At 34.9% G+C, this 16,714-nt stretch carries 15 protein-coding genes and 2 tRNA genes; 13 read left to right on the top strand and 4 right to left on the bottom strand.

Going from position 1 to position 16,714, the window contains the following annotated elements; all coding sequences use genetic code 11:
* Nucleotides 1–957 (bottom strand): Ig-like domain-containing protein (locus tag CCAND38_RS10710; protein ID WP_197066356.1); only part of this gene is annotated, 957 nt, incomplete at its 3' end.
* 371 nt (nt 958–1,328) lie between these two features.
* Here CCAND38_RS10710 and CCAND38_RS10705 point away from each other — a divergent pair.
* On the top strand, nt 1,329–4,277 hold the full coding sequence (locus CCAND38_RS10705) for a DUF2135 domain-containing protein (RefSeq protein ID WP_042345350.1): 2,949 nt from the start codon (nt 1,329–1,331) through the stop codon (nt 4,275–4,277).
* A gap of 150 nt (nt 4,278–4,427) precedes the next feature.
* On the opposite strand, the gene CCAND38_RS10700 is transcribed toward CCAND38_RS10705, so the two are convergent.
* From CCAND38_RS10700 to CCAND38_RS10690, 3 genes are all read right to left on the bottom strand, one after another.
* Nucleotides 4,428–5,183: a rhomboid family intramembrane serine protease gene (locus CCAND38_RS10700; RefSeq protein WP_042345332.1), complete on the bottom strand. Its 756-nt coding sequence runs from the start codon at nt 5,181–5,183 to the stop codon at nt 4,428–4,430.
* A 15-nt stretch (nt 5,184–5,198) separates the two neighbouring features.
* Nucleotides 5,199–7,034: a DNA mismatch repair endonuclease MutL gene (gene mutL / locus CCAND38_RS10695; RefSeq protein WP_042345330.1), complete on the bottom strand. Its 1,836-nt coding sequence runs from the start codon at nt 7,032–7,034 to the stop codon at nt 5,199–5,201.
* 96 nt (nt 7,035–7,130) lie between these two features.
* The gene (locus tag CCAND38_RS10690; protein ID WP_042345328.1) at nt 7,131–7,418 is read right to left on the bottom strand and encodes a hypothetical protein; all 288 of its coding nucleotides are present in this window, start codon (nt 7,416–7,418) and stop codon (nt 7,131–7,133) included.
* Between the two features lie 175 nt (nt 7,419–7,593).
* Here CCAND38_RS10690 and CCAND38_RS10685 point away from each other — a divergent pair, with 175 nt between their 5' ends.
* The 12 genes from CCAND38_RS10685 (at nt 7,594) to CCAND38_RS10630 (ending at nt 16,684) form a co-directional block, all read left to right on the top strand.
* Nucleotides 7,594–9,063, top strand: coding sequence for a potassium/proton antiporter (locus CCAND38_RS10685; protein ID WP_042008163.1), 1,470 nt, complete (start codon nt 7,594–7,596; stop codon nt 9,061–9,063).
* Between the two features lie 103 nt (nt 9,064–9,166).
* Nucleotides 9,167–9,619 carry a DUF302 domain-containing protein gene (locus CCAND38_RS10680; protein ID WP_064504538.1) on the top strand — a complete coding sequence of 151 codons (453 nt, stop codon included), beginning with the start codon at nt 9,167–9,169 and terminating at the stop codon, nt 9,617–9,619.
* A gap of 153 nt (nt 9,620–9,772) precedes the next feature.
* A tRNA-Gly gene (locus tag CCAND38_RS10675) sits at nt 9,773–9,845 on the top strand.
* Nucleotides 9,846–9,940: 95 nt separating this feature from the next.
* The gene (locus CCAND38_RS10670; protein WP_042008161.1) at nt 9,941–10,549 is read left to right on the top strand and encodes a trimeric intracellular cation channel family protein; all 609 of its coding nucleotides are present in this window, start codon (nt 9,941–9,943) and stop codon (nt 10,547–10,549) included.
* Nucleotides 10,550–10,798: 249 nt separating this feature from the next.
* On the top strand, nt 10,799–12,493 hold the full coding sequence (gene rho / locus CCAND38_RS10665; protein WP_042008158.1) for a transcription termination factor Rho: 1,695 nt from the start codon (nt 10,799–10,801) through the stop codon (nt 12,491–12,493).
* A gap of 33 nt (nt 12,494–12,526) precedes the next feature.
* Nucleotides 12,527–12,889 (top strand): TM2 domain-containing protein, encoded by a 363-nt coding sequence (locus tag CCAND38_RS10660; protein ID WP_042008156.1) that lies wholly within the window; start codon nt 12,527–12,529, stop codon nt 12,887–12,889.
* A complete protein-coding gene (locus CCAND38_RS10655; protein WP_042008154.1) occupies nt 12,886–13,296 on the top strand; it encodes a DUF2752 domain-containing protein in 411 nt (136 codons plus the stop codon). The genes CCAND38_RS10660 and CCAND38_RS10655 overlap by 4 nt, the downstream gene beginning before the upstream one ends.
* Nucleotides 13,293–13,745, top strand: coding sequence for a hypothetical protein (locus CCAND38_RS10650; protein WP_042008152.1), 453 nt, complete (start codon nt 13,293–13,295; stop codon nt 13,743–13,745). The genes CCAND38_RS10655 and CCAND38_RS10650 overlap by 4 nt, the downstream gene beginning before the upstream one ends.
* Nucleotides 13,723–14,532 (top strand): M48 family metallopeptidase, encoded by an 810-nt coding sequence (locus CCAND38_RS10645; protein ID WP_052458240.1) that lies wholly within the window; start codon nt 13,723–13,725, stop codon nt 14,530–14,532. The genes CCAND38_RS10650 and CCAND38_RS10645 overlap by 23 nt, the downstream gene beginning before the upstream one ends.
* Nucleotides 14,529–15,362 carry a hypothetical protein gene (locus CCAND38_RS10640; RefSeq protein ID WP_042345326.1) on the top strand — a complete coding sequence of 278 codons (834 nt, stop codon included), beginning with the start codon at nt 14,529–14,531 and terminating at the stop codon, nt 15,360–15,362. Before CCAND38_RS10645 ends, CCAND38_RS10640 begins: the two co-directional genes overlap by 4 nt.
* 125 nt (nt 15,363–15,487) lie before the next feature.
* Nucleotides 15,488–15,569, top strand: a tRNA-Tyr gene (locus CCAND38_RS10635).
* Between the two features lie 83 nt (nt 15,570–15,652).
* Nucleotides 15,653–16,684, top strand: coding sequence for a quinone-dependent dihydroorotate dehydrogenase (locus CCAND38_RS10630; protein WP_042345325.1), 1,032 nt, complete (start codon nt 15,653–15,655; stop codon nt 16,682–16,684).
* Nucleotides 16,685–16,714: the final 30 nt, after the last annotated feature.

The raw sequence follows: 16,714 nt of genomic DNA, 5'->3' as shown, positions 1-16,714 counted from the left end.
GGTAGCATTGGCAGGTAAAACGGTAGCCGTTAAACTGTAAGTATTGCCCTCCACCAACGTAATTTGCTCTTCAGAAAGGCTTACGCTCTCCACAGCAATGACTTTTGCTTCGACGGTCACTCGGCAAATTGCAGTCTTTTTCCCGCTTTCTGTAGTAACCACTACGGTAGCTGTACCCACTTTATGAGCGGTTAGTAACCCTCCTTCGTTTATGGTGACAACAGCCTCATTTTCACTTGTCCAATGAATGTTTTTGTTGGTAGCATCGGCAGGCAGTACGGTGGCTGTTAAAGAATATGTATTTCCTTCCACTAACGTAATTTGCTCTTCCGATAGGCGTACGCTTTCCACTTCAATAATTTTTGCCTCAACAGTAACCTCACAGAGAGCTGTTTTCGCTCCATCTTCGCTGGTTGCCGTAATGGTCACGACTCCCGCCTTAAGAGCCGTTAGCTCTCCCATTTCATTTACCGTAGCAATCGTGCTATCCGCAGAACTCCACATAACTTTGGGATTAGTAGCCTCAGTGGGTAATACCGTAGTGGTTAAAGAGTGCGTATTCCCTTCAGTGAGAGTTAGTTTTTCAGGGGAAATACTCACCGAAACTACATGGATAAAACGTGGGGCGACGGTTACCTTACATACGGCGGTTTTTTCTCCATCTTCGGTAGTTACTGTGATTTCAACCGTACCTGGTTTCAATGCTGTAATCAGCCCTTTGGCATCAACTGTAGCTACATCGGTGTTGCTACTTTCCCAGCTGACACTTGCGTTGGTAGCATCTTCAGGAAGAACTATTACTGACAGTTTGTGGTTGTCCCCTTCCGTCAATTTCAATTCATTTTTCTCTAACGTAACACTCGTTACGTGAATGATAGGCTCTTCTTTAATACAAGCCAAAAGTAAAACCAAAGCAACCACACTGATCACTACCCATTTTCCAATCTTTGTATTCATAACTATCAAATTTGATTTACTATTTTAAAAATATTTCCTTAATGTTTTACAGTTTTTTGAGTATGTTAATCATCAGTTTCTGTTTCAAATCGCACAACAAAATAACAGAATTTGGTAAATAACTACAATTGTTAACGTTTGTTAAATGTTAAAATATTGAACCTAAAATACTGTTTTATGCATGAACGGTCGAAAATCGTACCTGAACTGTCAATTTATTAACATTTCTTTAAGTGTTAAATTTAGAAGGATAATAAGTTAATTACGGGATTTAAATTTCGTAATTCGTAATTTAAAATTCGTAATTAATTTAGCCTCTTGGCACAGTATTTGACCTCTTCAAAATGTTTAAAAATTGTAAATATAATGCTATGAAGTACAAATATCTTTTTTCCGGTGTTAGCATTTTGATGAGTGTAGTTTCTCATGCACAATCGATGCTTCCTAAAATGAAAATTGCAAGTCAGCAAAATGCAAATCCTATGGAATTGCAAGAGTTGCACACTGACATTTACGTTGTAGGGCAAACAGCGATTACCACTATGGAAATGGTGTTCTATAATCCTAACGATCGGGTGATGGAAGGTGAATTTGAGTTTCCTCTCGGAGCAGGACAAGTGGTTTCTCGTTTTGCCTTAGATATCAACGGAAAGTTACGTGAAGGCGTAGTAGTGGATAAAAAACAAGGACGTGTAGCCTTTGAAAATATTGTCAGACGTAGTGTTGACCCCGGTTTATTGGAAAAAACCGAAGGAAACAATTTCAAAGCACGTGTTTATCCCATACCTGCAAAGGGTTCTCGACGTATTTTGATTGCTTTTGAACAAGAATTAAGTCATAGAAATGGAAAAGATTTCTATTTTCTACCCATAAAAGGAGATTTTACGCTAAAAAAATTCAGTTTGAAAGCTGAAATTGTGTCAAGAGAAGTAAAAACAGAAGACGATAGTGTGGAATTATCATTCAAAAAATGGCGAAATTCTTATATTTCAGAATTGACAAAAACGGATTATAGGCTTAATAAAAACATCACTTTAATATTTCCAAAAATAGAAAAACAGCAGATTTTTGCTTCTACAGAAAACCAAAAAACGTACTTTTATGGAAGTATTTTACTTGAAAAAGAGATAATTAACAACAAATCGTTTCCTAAAAAAATTGGATTGCTTTGGGATATTTCAGCTTCAAGTGAAGAACGTGATTTTGATAAGGAATATCAATTGTTAGAAGCCTATTTTAAAACCATAAAAAATGTTGATGTTGAGCTAATTACATTTAATATTCGTGCTAATGTTCCTAAAAAATTTAGTATTAAAAATGGGGATTGGTCAGCTTTAAATTCTTATTTAAAAAAACAAACCTATGACGGAGCTACCTATATTAATCCATTGGAAATCAAGGATTCAAGTGATGAGTATTTGGTGTTCACGGACGGAATATTCAATTTTGGAGAGGAAAAAAATTTGAAATTATTGACCGCTACTATCCAAAAACCCGTATATGCAATCAATTCAAAATCAGTAGCAAATACTGATAAAATGCAATATATAAGCAATCAGACAGGCGGAAATTTTATCAATTTATCACAACAAACAGTTGAAAATTCTTTGGAAAAATTACTAAAACCAACATTTCATTTGATTGAGGCAAAAGTGAAGTCAGGAAAAGTGTCGGATGTATATCCACAAGTAGGAAGTCCAATCACAGAGAACTATTTTTCATTTGCAGGGCAATTGCAATCGGATAAAGCAGAGTTGGAGTTTTCTTTCGGATATGGAAATAAAATCACTGAAAGTAAAATAGTTATCGTTCAGAAAAATATGGATTCTTCCGAAAAAGAATTTAAGCAGTTAGAACGTTTTTGGGCAGGGAAGAAAATCGCACAAATGAGGTCAGAAGCTGAAAATCAGGATAAAATAGATGCCGTTGGGAAAGAGTTTGGTATTGTAACTGAAGGAACATCGCTCATTGTTTTGGAACTTTTATCGGATTATGTTGCCAATAGAATCGTTCCTCCAACAGAACTACAAAAAGAGTATTTTGAAGCCGTTGCTCGGGAAGATAAATACGCTAAGGAGGAAGAAAATCGCAAAAAATCTCAGAAAAAAGACAAAATTGAGGAGGTTATTGCGATGTCAAAAGCCCAAAGTGAATGGTGGAACACGAGTTTTCCAATTAGTGTTGAGGAAAAAAACGGAAAGGGAGAGATTCCACCCCCATCGCCACCTGCATCTGCAATTGAGGAAGTTGTGGTAATATCTGCTACTCATTCAGATAGGAGAGAAGTGGCAGTAGAAGAAATAGCTTTTATGGAAGAAGCCGAAGTAGCGTCCGAAATGAAAGAGATGGTTGCGATGACCGGTGCAGGAAGCAAAAAAATGGCTGAAAAAACAAGCGTTAGTCAAAATAAAAATATTGATATTCAGTTAAATAGTTGGAATCCTGATACGCCTTATCAAAAAGTATTAGAATATACAGACGAAAGGAAATCCTATGAAACTTACTTGAAATTAAAGCAAGAATATGGTAAAACACCTGCTTTTTACGTCGACGCTGCCGATTATTTCTTCAAAAAAGGAAAAAGCGAAACAGCAACTTTGATACTTTCAAACTTAGCGGAACTCAACTTAGAAGAAGCTCAAATTTTGCGAGTTTTGGGATATAAATTATTAGAGTACAAAAATCCAAAATTAGCGATATTGATATTTCAAAAAGTACTGAAAATGAGAGAAGAAGAGCCTCAATCGTTCCGTGATTTAGGTTTGGCATTGGCTCAAGATAAACAGTATAACAAAGCTGTTGAAACGCTTTATAAAGTTGTTACCGAAGTATGGAATAGTCGTTTTTATGGTATCGAACTTATTGCAATGAACGAAATTAATAACATTGTTAATACGCAAAAAAATGTAAAAACGTCCTTTATAGACAAGCGATTACTGAAAAATGAACCAGTTGATGTACGTGTTGTACTTACTTGGGATACAGATAGTTCCGATATGGATTTATGGGTAACCGACCCTAAAAAAGAAAAATGCTATTACTCAAACGACCTGACGGAGTATGGAGGGAAAATATCAAATGATTTTACAGGAGGCTATGGACCAGAGGAATTTATGATAAGAAAAGCAATTGATGGTCAATATGAAATTCAGGTACAATATTACGGAAATTATTCACAAAAACAATTGTTCCCAGTAAGTCTCCGTTTAGAATTTTTCACCAATTATGGTTCCAGAAATCAGAAAAAACAAGAAGTTGTCATTCGGCTTACTAATAATAAAGAAGTTATTGATGTAGGAAAGTTTATTTATAAAAAGTAATTCATTTGGAAAAATTGTAGGGCTATATAAGAAGAAGTTGAAAATTTCATTCAAATAAAAAGCCTCTGTTTGACCTTGGTGATGTTATAAAAAGTCTTCAAAAACTTTTATGTATTGCTATTGATAGGTTAAACAGAGGCTATTATTATGCTATCGTTTCCATCCATTGGCATCAAAGGAATTCTTTTTCCAATACCACATCATTAAAAATCCAATCAACGCACCTCCAACATGTGCGAAATGTGCGATATTACCACCGAAAATAGAGAATCCTGTAACGCCTGAGAATAAATCTATTCCCACCAAAATAGGTATGAAATATTTAGCTTTTATCGGATACGGAATGAAAATCATCATGAGTTTGGCATCAGGGAACATCATCCCAAAGGCGACTAAAATCCCGTAAATTGCTCCTGAAGCTCCCACAGCTGGTGTAAAATAGGAACTCATCATATCGTTAAACGTACTTTTAGGAATAATATGCTCCCAAGCTGTGTTGTACTTACCTTCGGCTAATACACTTTTCACCATTTCGGGCGTAAAACCATTATCAGCTAAGGTTTGTAATCCTTCCTGAAAATAGTAGTAATTCACTCCTGAATGTATTAACGCTGAACCTACGCCACACGAGAAATAGAAAAACAAAAATTTTTGTTGTCCCCAAATCTTTTCTAACGGACTGCCAAATGCCCAAAGTGCATACATATTGAAAAATAAGTGCATTAGTCCGCCGTGCATGAACATATATGTTACATACTGCCACCATTTGAAATTAGGATTTTCAAAAAAGTAGATCGCAGCATTTTCTGTGAGATTTATGTTGGGAATCAAATTGTATTCGGCAATGAAAAATACAATAACATTTATGATTATTAAGTGTTTGATTATTTGTGTGATACGTTCCATGAAATATATTATAGATTAAAAATATTTATCAATTTCATTAAGTGAAAGATGGCTATACACTCGCTTTCCAAGTGGCGAAATTAAACTTTCTTTACAAGCAAACAAATTATTTAACAAAGTTTCTTGTTCCTGTTCCGTTAGGTTTTGTCCTGTTTTTATGGCTAAACTACGGCTAAGACTTTGTGCAAAAGCCTCTTTTTGAGTGTTTTCGTTTGTAGGTAGGTTTTCAATGTGTTGCTGAATGAGTTCTTGAAATACGTTGGGAATATCGCTGTCCGAAATATGTAGAGGAACTCCATTTATTTGTATTTTATCTTCTTGAATATCAATAATAAAACCAATATTTTCAAATAATTCTTTTAATCTTTTAACCACATCAAGTTCCTCCCTTGAAAAAGATAATTCCAGAGGGAACATTAGTTGTTGACTTGCTGTACTTGTTGATTTTAAGGTTTTCAGAAAATCTTCATACAAAATCCGCTGATGTGCTCGGTTTATATTAACGATAATTAGTTCATTATGCAACGTTGTTACAAGGTATTTCTTTCCTATTGACAGTATATTTTTTCCTATTTGGGGTGACAATGGCTCTACATCAAAGAGTTTACTCTCAATTACTTGTGGTTCAAAGCTATTCAAATCAGATTCGATACCTACATACAGACTTTCCCACGAGCTTTGTTTTTTAGGGTGCGAAGAAAAGTTCTGTCCATTTCCCGAATTTCGGTTGTTTTGAGTTTCTTCTTTAAAAGGATTAAAATTAGGATCTATTTCAATTTTTGGAAAAACAGGTTCCTTATCCTTATAGCTATAAGGAATGTCGAAAGTCGTGTCTCGATTAAAATCAAGTACTGGAGCTATGTTAAATTGTCCTAAACTGTGTTTTACTGCCGACTTGAGGAGAGCGTAAATGCTGTGTTCGTCCTCAAATTTTACCTCAGTTTTAGTCGGGTGAATATTGATGTCTATGGTTGAAGGGTTAACTTCCAATCGAATGAAATATTCAGCCTGTTGTTGGCTGTTAATAAGTCCTTCGTAGGCCACCGTAATAGCGTGATTTAGATATCTATTTTTTACAAAACGATTGTTTACCATTAAAAATTGCAGGGATTTCGTTTTAGCTATGTACTCAGGTTTCACCACGAAACCGCTTATTTTCAAAATGGGGGTTTCCTCCTCAATAGGTACTAATTTTTCATTTGTTTTTCCACCAAAAAGGTGTACGATACGTTGTCTAAAATTTGTGATAGGTAAGTTAAATAGCTCATTCCCATTGTTGTAAAAGTGAAAATGGATATTTGGATGAGCCAATGCTACACGATGAAATTCATCTAATATATGTCGTAATTCTACGGTGTCCGATTTGAGAAAATTTCGTCGAGCAGGGATGTTAAAAAACAAATTTTTCATTGAAATAGAAGTACCATCAGCTGTAACACACGGTTCTTGATAAGTTATCTTGCTTCCTTCTATCCGAAGTTCTGTTCCTAATTCATCCGTAGGTCGTTTAGTGATAAGTTCCACATGAGCAATTGCCGCTATGGAGGCTAATGCCTCCCCTCGGAATCCTTTTGTTTGCAATTGGAATAAATCTTCCGCTTTTTGAATTTTGGAGGTAGCATGTCGTTCAAATGCAAGTCGGGCATCTGTTACGCTCATTCCTATGCCATTGTCAATGACTTGGATAAGAGTTTTTCCTGCATCCTTAACGATGAGTTTTATGTTAGTAGCCTTGGCGTCAATCGCATTTTCAAGTAATTCTTTCACTGCAGAGGCAGGTCGCTGAATTACTTCTCCTGCTGCAATTTGATTGGCAACGTGATCGGGTAATAAACGAATTATATCGGTCATTTTTATTTTAGGAATCGTTTTCTTGGTAGTCTGTGGGATTGTATATATAAAGCTATATTTTTTAATCTATTTCCTATCAGGCTGATTTTTTATATATTAGCTCCTTTTAAATATAGATAGATCAAAATCAAGTATATACAATGCTAAAAATAGTAAAATCGCTAACACAATTAGAAAAGTTTTGTTGATTTCTACGTTTTTGGTATTTCGACTGTTAGCACGGACATCTCGCCATTGAGCAGTGAAGTGATTGGTCTGTGTTTCGCGATCTTTTCGGATACGAGAGTCTAAATCATAGATGTTTCCTTTTTCTTTTCCATCATAATAGCGAGGAGTGTAATTGTATTTTTTATTTTTTGGTAAGGAGAATAATTTAAATTTCATAATAATTTATTTTTCAGATAGATATAAAATAGTACATCTTAGTTTTTACGTTTCTTTATGAAAAAGACATCAATGGGTAATGCAAAGATAGTCATTTTTTTTAGCATAAAACTATTTTTTCAGTTTTGGTTCTTAATTTTTTTTCATATTTTCGCACCAAAACCATGTACATATTATGAATTTAACCTCGGAAAACATATTACTCGTCGGGTCTTTACTACTACTTGTTAGTATCGTTGCAGGACGAACTTCTTACAAATTTGGAGTGCCTACTTTGATTTTATTTTTAGGTGTTGGGATGCTTGCCGGTAGTGATGGTATCTTGAAAATAGAGTTCAATAATCCTGGATTGGCTCAATTCATTGGAATTCTTTCTCTGAATTTTATTTTGTTTTCAGGAGGATTGGAGACTCGTTGGAAGTCTGTACAACCCATTTTGGGACAAGGGATTATGCTTTCTACAGTTGGAGTACTGCTCACCGCCGTGTTTTTAGGAGTTTTTGTGTGGTATGTTACTGATTTTACTATATTTGAGAGTTTGCTATTAGGTTCGATTGTGTCATCGACTGATGCTGCTGCTGTATTTTCGATTTTACGATCTAAAAATCTAGAACTCAAAGAAAATTTACGTCCAACTTTGGAGTTTGAGAGCGGAAGTAACGATCCTATGGCTTACGTTTTAACAACTACTTTTTTAGGTTTGGTACAAATTCCTGATCAAGATTTATTAGGTGTAATTTTTATTTTCTTAAAGCAGATTATATTAGGTGGTATTTTAGGATTTATCTTTGGGAGACTTAGTAAAATTATTTTCAACAGAATATCTTTAGGATTTGAAGGATTATATCCTGTGTTAGCCATAGCTTTGATGTACATTACTTTTTCAGGAACCGAAGCACTTGGTGGTAATGGATTTTTAGCAATTTACGTAGCTGCGGTTTACTTAGGTAATCACAGTTTTATCCACAAAGGAAGTGTTATCAAAATGTTTGACGGATTGGCATGGTTAATGCAAATTGTGATGTTCTTGACCTTAGGTTTATTAGTTAATCCTTCTGAAACCATTCCATTGATGGGAATTGGATTGTTGATTTCTGTATTCTTGATTTTAGTCGCACGTCCATTAAGTGTGTTTTTGGGAACATTGCCTTTCAAAATGAGTTTCGCACGACGTTCTTATATTTCGTGGGTTGGACTTCGAGGAGCTGTACCTATTGTATTTGCCACGTATCCTATGTTAGCAGGTCTTGAAAAAGCAAATATCATCTTTAATATAGTATTTTTTATTTCAGTAACTTCCGTATTAATTCAAGGAACAACACTTTCAATGGTAGCCAAGTGGCTCAATTTGGCATCTGAACAACCTGCCGAAAATGAAGAAAACCCAGCCGATGCTATCAAGAGAGAACATCCTCGTGCGGTCATGCAAGAAATTTTTATTCCAGAAGATTGCTATGTGGTAGACAAAAAAATAGTAGATGTGGACTTTCCTTCCAATGCCATTATAGCAATGATAAAACGCAAAGACAAATACATAACTCCTAACGGTTCTACCCAAATTGAAGGAAATGATACCCTGATTGTTATATCTGATAACACCCAAGTTATGGATGAAGTTCGCAATGCTTTGGAGTTGGAGTCATAATTTTAATAATAACTTGAAGATTTTTTCACTCAGATAAAAGTAGAAATAAATTACCAGAGAGAGGGGATATCTATGGAAGTTCAAAAATAAATTTAAAATTCATATGAAGCAGCTATTTAAATTTTTTATATGTCTCTTTTCGATAAGTGTGTTTTCACAGTCGATTGATAACAAGTTGTTTACTGTAGAAAGTAAGTATGATTTCAAGCAGACAATAAAGTTACTCAAAAAAGGATTGACCTCGGAGAATATACAAATATTTTCAGTGATTGATCATAGCAAAGCAGCTAAAAAATCGGCACTACATTTGGCTCCTACCACAGTTTTAATTATAGGGAATCCGAAAGTAGGTACCGTTTTGATGCAAGAAAATCAATTATTAGCTATTGAATTACCTTTAAAAATGCTCATTAGAGAAGTCAACGGAAAAACTTTTGTAACCTATAAACGTTTAGAAACCTTATATAATGATTATACGATTGAAAAAACAAAACCTTTACTTGAAAAGATTGACCAAGCAATACTAAAAATAATAGAAAAAAGTATTTCTACATAAGTTCAATCTAATATGTGGAAAAAAAGTTTATTTTTAATATGTTGTTAAACAGTATGTTATAAATATTTTCAAAAAAAACTCAAAAAAAAGTGATTAAAAATTTGGAGGGAATAAAAAAAGTCGTATCTTTGCAACCGTAAAACAAAAGGATAGGCGGGAGTAGCTCAGTTGGTAGAGCGTCAGCCTTCCAAGCTGAATGTCGCGAGTTCGAACCTCGTCTCCCGCTCAAAGCCGTCGAAAGACGGCTTTTTATGTATATAAAATGTATGTAACCTTACTTCTCTAATTTGACTATTTTACAACTGTAAAAATACTGATGCTATGGATTTATTTTACGCTGTTGATTTGGCAGGAGTTTTTGTATTTGCTATTTCAGGAGCTTTGGCTGCTCGCGAAAAGAAAATGGATTTGTTCGGGATTTTCATCATCGCGTTCGTTACTGGACTTGGAGGGGGAACCCTACGAGACGTACTATTAGGTCGAACACCGGTTTTTTGGATGCAAGCTCCTATTTACGTAGCAATGATTTTCGGAGGAACCTTGTTTGCTATTATCTTCCGAAATAAAATTCATTATTTGCGAAAATCCTTATTATTATTTGATACTATTGGTATCGCTTTTTTTACCATTATTGGAACAGAGATAGCACTTTCCTTTTCCTATGAATTGCATCCGACCATTGTTGTGTCTATCGGAGTGATGAGTGCTTGTTTTGGTGGAGTTATTCGAGACATACTCTGTAATGATATTCCTGTAATTTTTCATAAAGAAATTTATGCAACTCCTTGTGTTGTAGGTAGTTTAATGTATTTGGGGTTGAAAGAGCTACCTTTTTTTCACGATTATATTTCTTTGATAACCATTGTTTTTATTATAGCTTTTCGAATTTATGCCATCAAAAAATCATTGGAATTGCCTAAAATAGGTTAGCTCACATATCCGAAAAACTTGAATATAACGCTGAGTACATAAATACTTTTATATCTTTTCAAAGAAAAAATATACGCTAAAAATTGTCAATTCAAAAAAAAATATTACATTTGCCTCGTCTTCAAGGAACACTATCTAAAAAGATTTTCTCAAAACACATACTATAATATTTTTCTGAACAACCAAAGTAGCTACAATGTTTTGATAGCTATTAAAACCCATATTTTCTTTAAATAATTTAAGATTCAAATGTTAGACATTACAGATTTAAAATCTATGAAGCTACCTGAATTGCAGGGAATAGCTCAAGCAATGAAAGTGCCTAAGTTTCGCAGTTTCAACAAAGAGGATTTGATTTACCAAATTCTTGATCATCAGGCAGCTAACCCTTCTCAAGAACAACAGGAAAGCGAAAAGAATGAGGTGAAAACCAAAAAGCAGACACAAAAGAAAACTCAAAGAAAGACTGTAACAAATAAAAAGAAATCAAATTCAGCCTCGACTACCACTCCAACAGTTCCTCAAAAGGAGGAAAAGATACAAGAAGAAAATACTCAAAACAACGGAAAAACTAATAAAGAACAACTTCCAAAATCCGATGCTAAGGAAAATGTTACCACTAATAATAAGGAGAATAAACAATTCCAGAAAGTAGGATTTCAGAAAAAGAATAACCAAAATACTACAAATCAATCTCAACAAACATCTCAAAATCAGCAGAAGACAGGGCAAAATCAGAATACCTATCGCAATGGAAATGGACAAAATAACAACTCTGAAAATTTTGATAAAGAGAAACGAAATCGATACCGTTCACCTGATTTTGAATTTGATAGCATCGTAGAGTGCGAAGGAGTTTTGGATATTATGCAGGACGGATATGGATTTCTGCGTTCTTCGGACTACAACTACTTAGCATCTCCCGATGATATTTATGTCTCCCAATCACAAATCAGATTGTTTGGATTACAAACAGGAGATACCGTACTGGGTGAAGTGCGTCCTCCGAAGGAAGGTGAAAAATATTTTCCTTTGCTTAAGGTTTTGAAAATCAATGGTCTTGATCCGCAAATTGTACGTGATCGAGTACTTTTCGAGCATTTGACTCCACTTTTTCCCAATGAAAAATTTAAATTGGCAGATAAAGGAAGTACGCCTTCAACGCGTATTATTGATTTATTTTCTCCTATTGGAAAAGGGCAAAGAGCAATGATTGTAGCTCAACCTAAAACAGGTAAAACGATGTTACTTAAGGATATAGCTAATGCTATTTCAAAAAATCATCCAGAGGTGTACTTGATGGTATTGCTCATTGATGAACGTCCGGAGGAGGTTACGGATATGCAACGAAGTGTTCGTGGTGAAATCATCGCCTCAACCTTTGATAAAGAGGCTTCGGAGCATGTGAGAATAGCCAATATTGTTTTAGAAAAAGCCAAGCGATTGGTTGAATGTGGACATGATGTGGTTATTCTTTTAGATTCAATCACTCGTTTGGCACGAGCATACAATACCGTGCAACCAGCCTCAGGTAAGGTGCTTACAGGAGGTGTGGATGCTAATGCTTTGCACAAACCCAAGCGTTTTTTTGGAGCAGCTCGCAATATTGAAAATGGAGGTTCTCTGTCAATTATTGCAACCGCTCTAACCGAAACTGGATCAAAGATGGATGAGGTTATTTTCGAAGAATTCAAAGGAACAGGAAATATGGAATTGCAGTTGGATCGCCGTATTGCTAATCGTCGTATTTTCCCTGCCATCGACCTGATTTCGTCTTCAACCCGTCGTGATGATTTATTACTTGACGAAAAAACATTGCAACGTATGTGGATTCTACGTAAATACTTAGCCGATATGAATCCTTTGGAGGCTATGGAATTTATGGAAAATAGAATTAAACAAACTCGCGATAATGAGGAGTTTTTATTAACAATGAATCAGTAAAAAAATAATAAAATATTTCATAATTAATTTAAAATGGAAATAAAAGTAGACGCAAACAAAGTTGATATGTTTATCGTATCAAATGGAAAGTACTTCAAGAGTGAAGCTATTCCTTACATCCGAAAACAGTTGTCTGAAATGAATGAAAATCAGTGGGTTATGTTGCAAACTTTACAGTTTAAAGATCCACAAACAGCGTTGTTATTATCACTTCTTACACCAATAGCCGCAGTTAGTGGTATTGACCGAATTTTTATCGGAGACGTTGGTTTAGGGGTAGCGAAAATTTTAACTTGTGGAGGTTTAGGAATTTGGACAATTGTCGATTGGTTTTTGATCATGGATGCCACTCGTGATAAAAACTTTGAAATGTTACAAAATTTATTGCGATTTTGACCTCAAGAAACCTGTATGTTTTTGTAACGCTTCTTTCTATTGTTGGATGGATTTGGTTAGTAGTTAACTTGTTTCTTGAACAACATAGCGTTGGAGTGTCTGTTTGTTTGTCAAAACAAATTACCGATGTTCCTTGTCCTTCCTGTGGTTCAACTCGTTCGGTTCTGTCCGTTTTTAGAGGTGATTTTTTGGAAGCGATTTTTCGGTGGAACCCTTTGGGGATTGTTGTTTCACTGGCCTTGATGATTCTTCCCATATGGCTGGTCTATGACTTTTTGACAAAAAAACAGACACTGTACCAAAAATATATTACAGCAGAAAATCTATTAAAAAATCCGTATCTTTACATTCCGCTTTTTATATTTTTGGCATTGAACTGGATTTGGAATATTTATAAAGGACTATGATTGAGATATCTAATTTTAATAAAAGACTTACGGAAAGTGAAAAAGAACGAGCTTCATATAGCTACCTGATGTCAATTGTAGTGTTGCTTGTGGGGTTACCTTTGCCGATTGTAAATTTAATTTCAACTTTCTTTTTTTATATTGCTAACCGAAATAATACCTTTTTTGTTCGTTGGCACTGTATCCAGTCTTTAATTTCGCAACTCAGTGTTTTTTTCGTCAATACAGTTGGATTTTGGTGGACAATTTCCATTATTTTTGGAAGTAATGAAGTTTCTAATCTGTATATTTCTTATGTTTTAGCAGCTATTATTTTTAATATTTGGGAGTTTGTAGTCACATTTTATACAGCAACAAAAGTTAGAAAAGGCATACACATTTCGTGGTGGTTCTATGGAGATATTACGAATCTAATAGTTAAAAATAATGATAGGAAGACTGATTTTTAGAGGTTTAGCTGTTTTTGGTGTTTTTTTCATCTCTTGGTTACTATTGGCTCAAATCAACTGGATTGGGGTGTTTAATTTCCTACCCAACAATTCAAAGTACCTACATAAAATTGAGGAGAAATTGGGCGAAGTTACCTTAGCTGATTTTAAACGGTACAATTCGGAATTGGAGAATGTCTTTGTTTCAAAAACCATTGATAGTATTGTAACAAAAATATGTACAGCTAACGGTATTGTAAAAGATTCTTTGAACGTATACATATTCAGCAATTCTGAGGTAAATGCTTTTGCTTTACCTGATAATCAAATGGTTATATATACAGGGTTGATCCAAAAAACTGAAAATCCTGAAGCCTTAGCGGGGGTCATTGCTCATGAATTGGCTCACATTCAGAAAGATCACGTGATGCAATCGCTAAAAAAGGAAATTGGGTTAGGAGTCTTATTTACTGTACTTACAGGACAAAGCGACTATACACTAATTTCTGAAATTAGCAAAATGCTTGTTTCTTCCTCTTTCAGTCGAAAAATGGAAAAAGAAGCCGATCTTTTGGGAGTGGAATATCTCATAAATGCTCAAATAGATCCAGTACCTTTTGCCGATCTAACAAGCAATCTTAATGATATCGAATTCAAAGCACTGAAATGGATTAACTCGCATCCTATGTCGGAAGAGCGTAGTAAATATATTATGAAAGTTGTTGATAATAAGGATTTTACTTTCAGAAAGCTTGTCCATACATCTACTTGGGAGAAGATTAAAGAACAAATTAATTCTGACTTATGAGAAAGATTTTCAGCGTAATTTTTTGTTTGTTATCACTTTCATTATCAGCACAAAGTAAGATAAAACAAGCTAAAAATAATTTAGGAACTCCACAGCAAACGCAGTTGGGAAGCTCCTCACAAAGTAGTGGTTACAGCACTTCATTTGGAGATTCTTCTGTAAGTTTTTGGGATATATTTTTTGAATCTTTCCTATATGACCTCACTTTGGCATTGGCATATAATATTGCTTTTGAAACTGAAGCTGAATCCGAAGGACGTATGAGTCGAGCTACATTAAATCGGTATCCTTTTTACGGAAATTCAAAAGGTGACTACCAGTACGAAGCTCCTTGGGAAGACTTTGTGTTATGGCGATTAGAGGGCTCAAATTACTATTTTTCAGAAAAAGGACGCTTCTTTACCAATGATTTTAATGCAAAGGTTCGTATTGGAGAGCGTTTTGGCATCAATTTACAATATTTACACTTTTGGGAAAAATTGCTACAAGCTGAGGACGAAAAATTAGATATTTTTGTTCTTACGGGTGAATACTACCGAATTAGAACTCAACGGGTTTCTACTCATTGGGGAATTGGGGCAGGATATGTAGGTAACGAATTGAAACAATGGGGATTAGCTTTTGAGTTAGGAAATGAAATATTCTTTAGGCCTTTTTCCCTTCATGCTGATTTAAAGTATGTTTATTTCAAACGAAACGATGTATTTTCATTTTCTGTTGGGCCTCGATTCTATTATCGAAACTTACATATCGGAGCAAAATATCAACTAATGAATTTGGCAAGTGTGCAAACCTCAGGATTCAGTGTAGGTTTGGGAATTATTTTTTGATATACATTATCGTGTTTTTATCTTGATATACAGTCACTTGTATTTGAGTTGCTTTTTTTTGTGAAATATTTGTAAGAAAAACTTTTTTATTTCAAAAATATACGTATCTTTGCAACCGCATTTGGGGGAAGATACTCAAGTGGCCAACGAGGGCAGACTGTAAATCTGCTGACTATGTCTTCGCAGGTTCGAATCCTGCTCTTCCCACTAAAAGAGATTTTCAGTTTTGAAGGTCTCTTTTTTCGTATACGACCATTTCGTTTTTTAATCATTTTATAAAATAAATAGCTATGTATAAGCAATTTATCCAGCCAATACTCTTTTCATTAGATCCTGAAAAAGCCCATCACTTAACGTTTTCACTGTTAAAAATCATCCATAAAATCCCTGGAATCCCTTCCCTGCTTCGTTCCATCTATCAAGTAGAGCATCCCGCTTTGGAGCGTGAGGTTTTTGGAATTAAATTTAAAAATCCGGTAGGACTTGCGGCGGGATTGGATAAGGAAGCAAAACTCTACAAAGAATTGTCAAACTTAGGTTTTGGATTTGTTGAAATCGGAACAATTACTCCGAAAGGGCAACCTGGTAACCCTAAAAAACGTCTGTTTCGTTTGAAAGAAGATAAAGCCATTATAAATCGAATGGGATTCAACAATCAAGGGGTAGAAGAAGCGATACAACGCTTGAAAACGAACAAAAACGTACTCATTGGAGGCAATATAGGTAAAAATAAAATTACTCCAAATGAAAACGCAGTAAACGACTATAGCTATTGTTTTGAACGTCTTTTCCCATATGTGGATTATTTTGTGGTGAATGTAAGTTCTCCTAATACGCCTAATTTGAGGACATTACAGGAAAAAGAACCATTAAAATTGTTACTCAATACATTGCAACAATTAAATCTTGCTAAGGAAAAGCAAAAACCAATACTTCTAAAAATTGCACCTGACTTAACCGATGAGCAATTGCTCGACATTATCGATATTGTTAAAGAAACAAAAATAGCAGGAGTAATCGCTACCAATACAACTATTTCACGTGAAGGATTGCAATCAGCCAATAAAAATGAAGTAGGAGGACTTAGTGGGAAACCGCTTACCAAACGCTCTACTGAGGTCATTCGTTTTTTAAGTGAAAAAAGTCGTAGAGCCTTTCCTATCATTGGAGTTGGGGGTATTCATTCAGCAGATGATGCCATTGAAAAATTGAACGCGGGGGCGTCACTGGTGCAACTTTATACGGGCTTCATTTACGAGGGGCCTAATCTTATCAAAGAAATTAATAAAAAACTAATAGCTACCGCAGGGCAGCGTAGTTGAGTTTTAAATATTGAAGTAGAATCAGACAAG

This window comes from Capnocytophaga canis (assembly GCF_000827555.1).
Lineage (GTDB): Bacteria > Bacteroidota > Bacteroidia > Flavobacteriales > Flavobacteriaceae > Capnocytophaga > Capnocytophaga canis.
The sequence above is the reverse complement of the archived record's forward strand: the minus strand, read 5'-3'. Positions and strand labels throughout refer to the sequence as shown.

Excerpts from the sequence above, each read along its gene's own strand:
- CCAND38_RS10705 (WP_042345350.1), top strand. The coding sequence starts at position 1,329 with ATGAAGTACAAATATCTTTTTTCCGGTGTTAGCATTTTGATGAGTGTA.
- CCAND38_RS10700 (WP_042345332.1), bottom strand. The coding sequence starts at position 5,183 with ATGGAACGTATCACACAAATAATCAAACACTTAATAATCATAAATGTT.
- mutL (WP_042345330.1), bottom strand. The coding sequence starts at position 7,034 with ATGACCGATATAATTCGTTTATTACCCGATCACGTTGCCAATCAAATT.
- CCAND38_RS10690 (WP_042345328.1), bottom strand. The coding sequence starts at position 7,418 with ATGAAATTTAAATTATTCTCCTTACCAAAAAATAAAAAATACAATTAC.
- CCAND38_RS10685 (WP_042008163.1), top strand. The coding sequence starts at position 7,594 with ATGAATTTAACCTCGGAAAACATATTACTCGTCGGGTCTTTACTACTA.
- CCAND38_RS10680 (WP_064504538.1), top strand. The coding sequence starts at position 9,167 with ATGAAGCAGCTATTTAAATTTTTTATATGTCTCTTTTCGATAAGTGTG.
- CCAND38_RS10670 (WP_042008161.1), top strand. The coding sequence starts at position 9,941 with ATGGATTTATTTTACGCTGTTGATTTGGCAGGAGTTTTTGTATTTGCT.
- rho (WP_042008158.1), top strand. The coding sequence starts at position 10,799 with ATGTTAGACATTACAGATTTAAAATCTATGAAGCTACCTGAATTGCAG.
- CCAND38_RS10660 (WP_042008156.1), top strand. The coding sequence starts at position 12,527 with ATGGAAATAAAAGTAGACGCAAACAAAGTTGATATGTTTATCGTATCA.
- CCAND38_RS10650 (WP_042008152.1), top strand. The coding sequence starts at position 13,293 with ATGATTGAGATATCTAATTTTAATAAAAGACTTACGGAAAGTGAAAAA.
- CCAND38_RS10645 (WP_052458240.1), top strand. The coding sequence starts at position 13,723 with ATGATAGGAAGACTGATTTTTAGAGGTTTAGCTGTTTTTGGTGTTTTT.
- CCAND38_RS10640 (WP_042345326.1), top strand. The coding sequence starts at position 14,529 with ATGAGAAAGATTTTCAGCGTAATTTTTTGTTTGTTATCACTTTCATTA.
- CCAND38_RS10630 (WP_042345325.1), top strand. The coding sequence starts at position 15,653 with ATGTATAAGCAATTTATCCAGCCAATACTCTTTTCATTAGATCCTGAA.